The organism is Variovorax sp. P4_D9 (genome assembly GCF_056401695.1).
The window spans coordinates 1-7,122 of sequence record NZ_JBFUIU010000472.1 but is presented as its reverse complement, the minus strand read 5'-3'; the positions used below and the strand labels follow the sequence as shown (position 1 = coordinate 7,122).

The 7,122-nt window shown below is 66.6% G+C and carries 3 protein-coding genes and 2 pseudogenes; 4 read left to right on the top strand and 1 reads right to left on the bottom strand.

The genetic code is table 11. The features are described from left to right. A pseudogene (locus tag AC1DY5_RS35615) lies at positions 1-106 on the top strand (3-hydroxyacyl-CoA dehydrogenase); the annotation flags it as partial. A gap of 133 nt (positions 107-239) precedes the next feature. Here the strand turns inward: AC1DY5_RS35615 and AC1DY5_RS35610 are convergent. Beyond that, positions 240-1,109 (bottom strand): annotated as a pseudogene (locus AC1DY5_RS35610) (YihY/virulence factor BrkB family protein); the annotation flags it as partial. A gap of 81 nt (positions 1,110-1,190) precedes the next feature. Between AC1DY5_RS35610 and dnaG the strand changes: the two are divergent. From dnaG to AC1DY5_RS35595, 3 genes are all read left to right on the top strand, one after another. Continuing rightward, entirely contained in the window at positions 1,191-3,146 is a 1,956-nt protein-coding gene (gene dnaG, locus AC1DY5_RS35605; protein WP_478119204.1) for a DNA primase, read from the top strand. Between the two features lie 290 nt (positions 3,147-3,436). Further along, positions 3,437-5,752 carry an RNA polymerase sigma factor RpoD gene (rpoD, locus tag AC1DY5_RS35600; RefSeq protein ID WP_478119203.1) on the top strand — a complete coding sequence of 772 codons (2,316 nt, stop codon included), beginning with the start codon at positions 3,437-3,439 and terminating at the stop codon, positions 5,750-5,752. 85 nt (positions 5,753-5,837) lie between these two features. Then, positions 5,838-7,076: a multidrug effflux MFS transporter gene (locus AC1DY5_RS35595; protein WP_478119202.1), complete on the top strand. Its 1,239-nt coding sequence runs from the start codon at positions 5,838-5,840 to the stop codon at positions 7,074-7,076. Positions 7,077-7,122 lie beyond the last annotated feature (46 nt).

Here is a 7,122-nt window from a genome sequence, read left to right as displayed (position 1 = left end):
CACCCCCGAGGATTACGCCAAGCTGGCCAGGCACATCATCGAGAACGACATGCTCAACGGCGAGGTGATCCGCCTCGACGGCGCGATCCGGCTCGCGCCGCGCTGATGTAGCCCCCCGCTCCCTCACTTCGTGTGGTCGCTGCCCCCCCGGGGGGCCGCAGGCCGCCTTGGGCGGCCCGGCGCCGGCCTGGGGTCGCATTGCTACCGAGGGCACCGTCGTCGTCCTCGGCCGGCTTCAGGCTGCCGGTGCGCTCGTAGCGCTCGTATTGGGCGATGACCTGGGCGCCGAACAGCACCAGCGTGGCGGCGATCTCGAGGCTCAGCATCACCACGATCGCGGTGGTGAGCGAGCCATAGACCACGTTGACCTGCGACAGCGTGGCGAAATACAGCACCAGCACCCGTCGCGTGACCTCCCATAGCAGCGCGGCGGTCACGCCGCCGAGCAGCGCATGGCGCAGCCGCAGCCGGCCGACCGGCATCACGAGGTAGAGCGAGGTCAGCATGAAGATCTCGCCGCCCAGCCCGAGCAGGTACAGCAGCACGCCCGAGACGCCAGACAGCGACCAGCTGTAGCCGAGCAGCTCAACGCTCTCCTCGCCGATCACCTGCAGCGCGCCCGACACCAGCGTCACCAGCAGCAGGCCGATGCACAGGCACAGGATGTAGATGTAGGGCATGACCACCGAGATCAGGTAGTGACGCGAATGCTCGGCCTTGCGGTGGTGGAAGATCACCGCCATCGCACTCTCGAGCACCGTGAAGGCCAGCGAGCTGAAAAAGATCATCGTTACCAGCAGCACCGGCCCGAGCACCTCGGCATGGTTCAGGAAGTTCGACAGCTCGGCGACGATGGCCTGCGACTGGCCCGGCAGCAGCCAGGCCAGGTAGCGGCCCACCGCGCTCAGCAGGGCCGCCTGCTCGATGAAGTGCGACAGCGCGATCACGCTGACGATCAGGAGCGGCACGATCGACAGCAGCGCGTAGTAGGCCACCGCCCCCGCCAGCAGCAGGCCCTGGTTGGCCTTGAAGCTCTTGAGCGCCTGCCAGCCGAAACGCAGCGGGTGGCGAAGCACCGGAGCGGCGTGGATGAATGAGTGGCGGATCATGCGTCGATTTCGGACCATCGAGTATGCGTCCGGACGGCGCGGGCCCGGCGGCTTGCGTATCATTTGGAGTTCCGAGCCTACATGACCATCCCCGCTTCTTTCATCCAGGAACTGATCGCACGCGCGGACGTGGTGGAAATCGTCGGACGCTACGTCCAGCTCAAGAAGGCCGGCGCCAACTTCATGGGCCTGTGCCCTTTCCACGGCGAAAAATCACCCTCCTTCTCGGTAAGCCCAACCAAGCAGTTCTATCACTGCTTCGGCTGCGGCGTGCATGGCAATGCGATCGGCTTCCTGATGGAGCACGCAGGCATGGGCTTCGTCGAGGCGGTGCACGACCTGGCCGGCCAATACGGCCTGCAGGTGCCCGAGGACGACGCCTCGCCCGAGGAGCGCGCCCGCGCCGCCGGCCAGCGGCAGAAGCAGGCCACGCTGACCGAAGTGCTCGAGAAGGCCGGCGAAGCCTACCGCAAGCAGCTGCGGCAGTCGCCCGGCGCGATCGAGTACCTTAAGGGCCGGGGGGTCTCGGGCGAGGTCGCGAAGCAGTTCGGAATCGGCTACGCCCCGGCCGGCTGGCGCTCGCTGGCCAGCGTGTTCCCCGAATACGACGATCCGCTGCTGGCCGAAAGCGGCCTAGTGATCGTCGGCGAGGCCAATGACGACGGCGACGGCAAGCGCTACGACCGCTTCCGGGACCGCGTGATGTTCCCGATCCGCAACGTCAAGGGCGAGTGCATCGGCTTCGGCGGCCGGGTGCTCGGCGACGAGAAGCCCAAGTACCTGAATTCGCCCGAAACCCCGGTCTTCAGCAAGGGACGCGAGCTGTACGGGCTCTACGAAGCCCGGGCCGCCTTCCGCGACCGCGGGTATGCGCTGGTCACCGAGGGCTACATGGACGTGGTGGCGCTGGCGCAACTGGGTTTCCCGAACGCGGTCGCCACCCTGGGCACCGCCTGCACGCCCGAGCATGTCCAGAAGCTGTTCCGCTTCACCGAATCGGTGGTTTTCAGTTTCGACGGCGACGCCGCCGGCCGCCGCGCCGCGCGCAAGGCCCTCGACGGTGCCCTGGCCTACGCCACCGACGTGCGCAGCATCAAGTTCCTGTTCCTGCCAGCCGAGCACGACCCCGACAGCTTCATCCGCGAATTCGGCGCCGACGCCTTCGCGCGCTTCGTCGCCGAGGCCACGCCCCTGAGCCGCTTCCTAATCGAGGCGGCCCGCGAGGGCTGCGAGCTGTCGACGGCCGAGGGCCGCGCCCACATGGCGAGCAACGCCCGGCCGCTGTGGAGCGCGCTGCCCGAGGGCGCGCTCAAGCGCCAGCTGCTCGGAGAGATCGCCGCCCTGGTGCAGCTCGGCACCAAGGAACTCGGCGAGCTCTGGGCGCCGGCGGCATCGCGGACGCCAATCCCGGCGCCGGCCCGTTCGGCACCGGCCTCTTCCGAGATGTCCGAAGAGGACTGGGCCAGCCGCGACCAATGGTTCGACGAACAGGCGCGCAGCGGTCCGGAAAAGAGGCGCTTCAAGTCCTTTCGCCAGCCGACGCCGCCCCGCCCTCCTCCGGGCGGGCGCCGCCTGCCGACCAGCCGGGCCGACGTTGCGGCGCGGCTGGTGCTGTCGAACCCGGCCGAGTGGGAAGCGCTGTCTCATGAGCTTCATGCCCTGCTGTGCGACCTGCCCGGCGAGCACGGGCAGTTGTTCGCCTGGCTCGACAGCCAGTCGCATGAGCACGGGGTCCAACCCTGGGCGGCGCTGCGCGAGGGCCTGCGCGGCCTGAGCTTCGAGTCGCTGGCGGTGCGGGTCATGACCGGCCCGGACGGCGGCCCGATCGGCGATGCCGAAGGCGAACAGGCGGCCGACGCGGCCCGCGAGCTGCGCAACGTGCTCGACTACATGCTGGACGACCTGCTCAAGGCCCAGCAAAGCGAGGCGATTGCGGCGGTGGGCAGCGATCCGCGGGCCCTGGAGCGCTACAAGGCGCTCGAGGCGCGCCGGCTGGAGTTGCGAAATCGCCTCAAGCCCAGCACAAACAGTGCTTGAAAAACGAGCAGCGCGCTATAATGTAAGGCTTAGCTAGACGCCAGCCAGCGTCTAGCGACAGGCAAGAGCGACAGCAGCACCTCCGGGCCGACCCCATGCGCAATGCACTTCCCGACGGGAAACGGGTCAATACACCGCAAGGACTGCACACCAAATGTTCGCCCGACATCTTGCCTTTTGACGGCTGCCAGGGGGCTCGCGTTCCCTCAGCCTCAGTGTTTGTGCTCCTGCCTGCGCCGGGTTCGAGGCGCGTGTGATTCCGCTTGGTCCATCTTGTTGTACGAGGTCGTATGCCCAGTTCAAAGAAGCCTGCCGTGTCCGCTGCCAAGAAGCCCGCTGCAGAAAAACCGTCTAAGACCGCCGCGCTGCAGGCAACCAAGACGGGTGCCGTCGCCTCCAAGGCGTCAGCAGCTACGAAAGTGAAAACCGTGCCTACCAAAACGACCCTCTCCGCCGACCCCACGACCGCCAAGCCCGCTGCCAAGAAGGTGGGACGCCCGCCCAAGGCCGCCGGCGCCGCCACCACCACCGGCGCCAAGCGCGGCCGCAAGCCGAAGGCCGGCAACGAGTCTGCAGGCAGCGACATCGACCTGTCCGACATCGAAGACGAGTTGGTCGGTGAAGAACCGGCGGCCACGACGACCGAGGAAAAGGTCAAGCCGCTGCGCATGAAGATCAGCAAGGCGAAGGAACGCGCCTTGATGAAGGAGTTCGGCCTCGACGAGACCGTGCTCTCCGAAGAAGACCTGGCCAAGCGCCGTTCGCGCCTGAAGACCCTGATCACGCTGGGCAAGACCCGCGGCTACCTGACGCACGGCGAAATCTCCGACCACCTGCCCGACAAGCTGGTCGACGCCGAGACCATGGAAGTCGTGGTCACGATGCTCAACGACATGGGCGTGGCCGTCTATGAGCAGACGCCCGACGCCGAGACCCTGCTGCTGAACAACACCGCCCCGACCGCCACCACGGTCGAGGAAGCCGAAGAAGAAGCCGAAGCCGCGTTGTCGACCGTCGACAGCGAATTCGGCCGCACCACCGACCCGGTGCGCATGTACATGCGCGAGATGGGCACGGTCGAGCTGCTCACGCGCGAAGGCGAAATCGAGATCGCCAAGCGCATCGAGGGCGGCCTGATGGCCATGATGGAAGCCATTTCGGCTTCGCCCGCGACCATCGCCGAGATCCTTCGCCTGGGCCAGGAAATCCGTGACGGCAAGGTCGTGATCTCGACCATCGTCGACGGCTTCTCGAACCCCAACGAGGCCGACGACTACGTGGCCGAAGAAGACTTCGACGAATTCGACGAGGAAGACGACGACGACGGCAAGGGCGGCTCCAAGGCGCTGACCAAGAAGCTCGAGGAACTCAAGCGCGACGCGCTCGAGCGCTTCGACCGCATCGCCTCGCTGTTCGAGAAGGTCCACAAGATCTACGACAAGGAAGGCTACGGCACGCCGGCCTACGACAAGGCCCAGCACGCCCTGTCCGAAGAGCTCATGACGATCCGCTTCACCGCGCGCACGATCGAGAAGCTGTGCGACCTGGTGCGCACCCAGGTCGACGACGTCCGCAAGAAGGAGCGCGAACTGCGCCGCATCATCGTCGACAAGTGCGGCTTCCCGCAGGAAGAATTCATCCGCGACTTCAGCGGCTACGACAAGCACGGCAACCGCGTCGCCTCCAACCTGCTGAACCTCAAGTGGGTCGAGAAGCAGGCCGCGGCCGGCAAACCCTGGAGCGCCGTGCTGGCGCGCAACATTCCGCCGGTGCAGGAACTGCAGCAGCGCCTGACCGACATCCAGTCGCGCGTGGTGGTGCCGCTGACGCAGCTGAAGGACATCAACAAGCGCATGAACGAAGGCGAATCGTCTTCGCGCGATGCCAAGAAGGAAATGATCGAGGCCAACCTGCGCCTCGTGATCTCGATCGCCAAGAAGTACACCAACCGCGGCCTGCAATTCCTCGACCTGATCCAGGAAGGCAACATCGGCCTGATGAAGGCGGTCGACAAGTTCGAATACCGTCGCGGCTACAAGTTCTCGACCTATGCCACGTGGTGGATCCGCCAGGCGATCACGCGCTCGATTGCCGACCAGGCGCGCACCATCCGCATCCCGGTCCACATGATCGAGACCATCAACAAGATGAACCGCATCAGCCGGCAGCATCTGCAGGAGTTCGGCTTCGAGCCCGACGCCAGCATCCTGGCCGCCAAGATGGAGATCCCGGAAGACAAGATTCGCAAGATCATGAAGATCGCGAAGGAGCCGATCTCGATGGAAACGCCCATCGGCGACGACGACGATTCGCACCTGGGCGACTTCATCGAGGACAGCAGCAACACGGCGCCGATCGAGGCCGCGATGCAGGCCGGCCTGCGCGACGTGGTCAAGGACATCCTCGACAGCCTGACGCCGCGCGAAGCCAAGGTGCTGCGCATGCGCTTCGGCATCGAGATGTCGACCGACCACACGCTGGAAGAAGTCGGCAAGCAGTTCGACGTCACGCGCGAGCGCATCCGCCAGATCGAGGCCAAGGCGCTGCGCAAGCTGAAGCACCCGTCGCGCTCCGACAAGCTGCGCAGCTTCATCGATACGCTGTAGGCTCGCTGCAAGCAGGACAAAGAAGGCGCCTTCGGGCGCCCTTCTTTTTTTCGAGAACACCAAGAATCGACCGGAGACACCCCCCATGAACCCCGAAGCCGACAAACTCTGGCGCGCGCCGCGCTGGGCGCTGGCCGTGCTGCTGGCGGTCCTCGGCATGCTTGGCCCGTTCTCGATCGACACCTACATCCCGGCCTTCTCGGGCATCGCGCGCTCGATCGGCGCCACGCCGGCCGAAATGCAGCAGACGCTGTCGGCCTACCTGTTCGGCTTCGCCTTCATGAACCTGTTCCACGGCGCGCTGTCGGACAGCTTCGGCCGCCGGCCGGTGGTGCTGTGGGGGCTGGCGGTCTTCACGATCGCGTCGCTGGGCTGCGCGCTGTCGCAGACCATCGGCCAGCTGGTGCTGTTTCGCGCCCTGCAGGGCTTGTCGACCGGCGCCGGCATCGTGGTCTCGCGCGCCGTCATCCGCGATATGTTCCCGCCGGCCGAAGCGCAGAAAGTCATGTCGCAGGTGACGATCTATTTCGGCATCGCGCCGGCGATCGCGCCGATCGTCGGCGGCTTCCTGTTCGTCCACCTCGGCTGGCACAGCATCTTCTGGTTCCTGGTCGGCGTTGGCGTGGTGCTGTGGGTCGCCAACTTCAAGCTGCTGCCCGAGACGCTGCACAGGAGCCAGCGCCAGCCCTTCGAGGTGCGGCACCTGATGCGCGGCTACTGGGACCTGTGCTCCGACCCGCGCTTCCTGCTGCTGGCACTGGCCAGCGGCGTGCCCTTCAACGGCATGTTCCTTTACGTGCTCGCCGCGCCGGCCTTCCTCGGCGAGCACCTGGCGCTGGCGCCGACTCAGTTCTTCTGGTTCTTCATCCTGACCATCGGCGGCATCATGGCCGGCGCCTGGGCCAGCGGCCGGATGGCAGGCAAGGTGGCGCCGAAGCGGCAGATCCGCGACGGCTTCGTGATCATGCTGGCGACCTCCATGGTCAACGTGATCGCCAATGCCCTCTTCACGCCGCATGCGGCCTGGGCGCTGTGGCCGCTGGCGGTGTTCGCCTTCGGCTGGGCGCTGATGGTGCCGGTCGTCACCCTGCTCGTGCTCGACCTGCACCCGGATCGCCGCGGCATGGCTTCGTCGCTGCAGGCCGTGATCGGCTCGACCGCCAACGGCATCGTGGCCGGCGTGGTCGCGCCACTGGTGATGCACTCCACGCTGGCGCTCGCCGCCACCTCGCTGCTGATGCTGGGCGTCGGGCTGGTGGCCTGGGTCTGGCTGCACGGGCGCTGGCCCGAGATCGGCCGCCGGGTTGCCGGCGAGGCGGCCTGAAGCGATGCGCTGGCTCGATCTCCGAAGCTTCGCCCGCGCCTGGCTT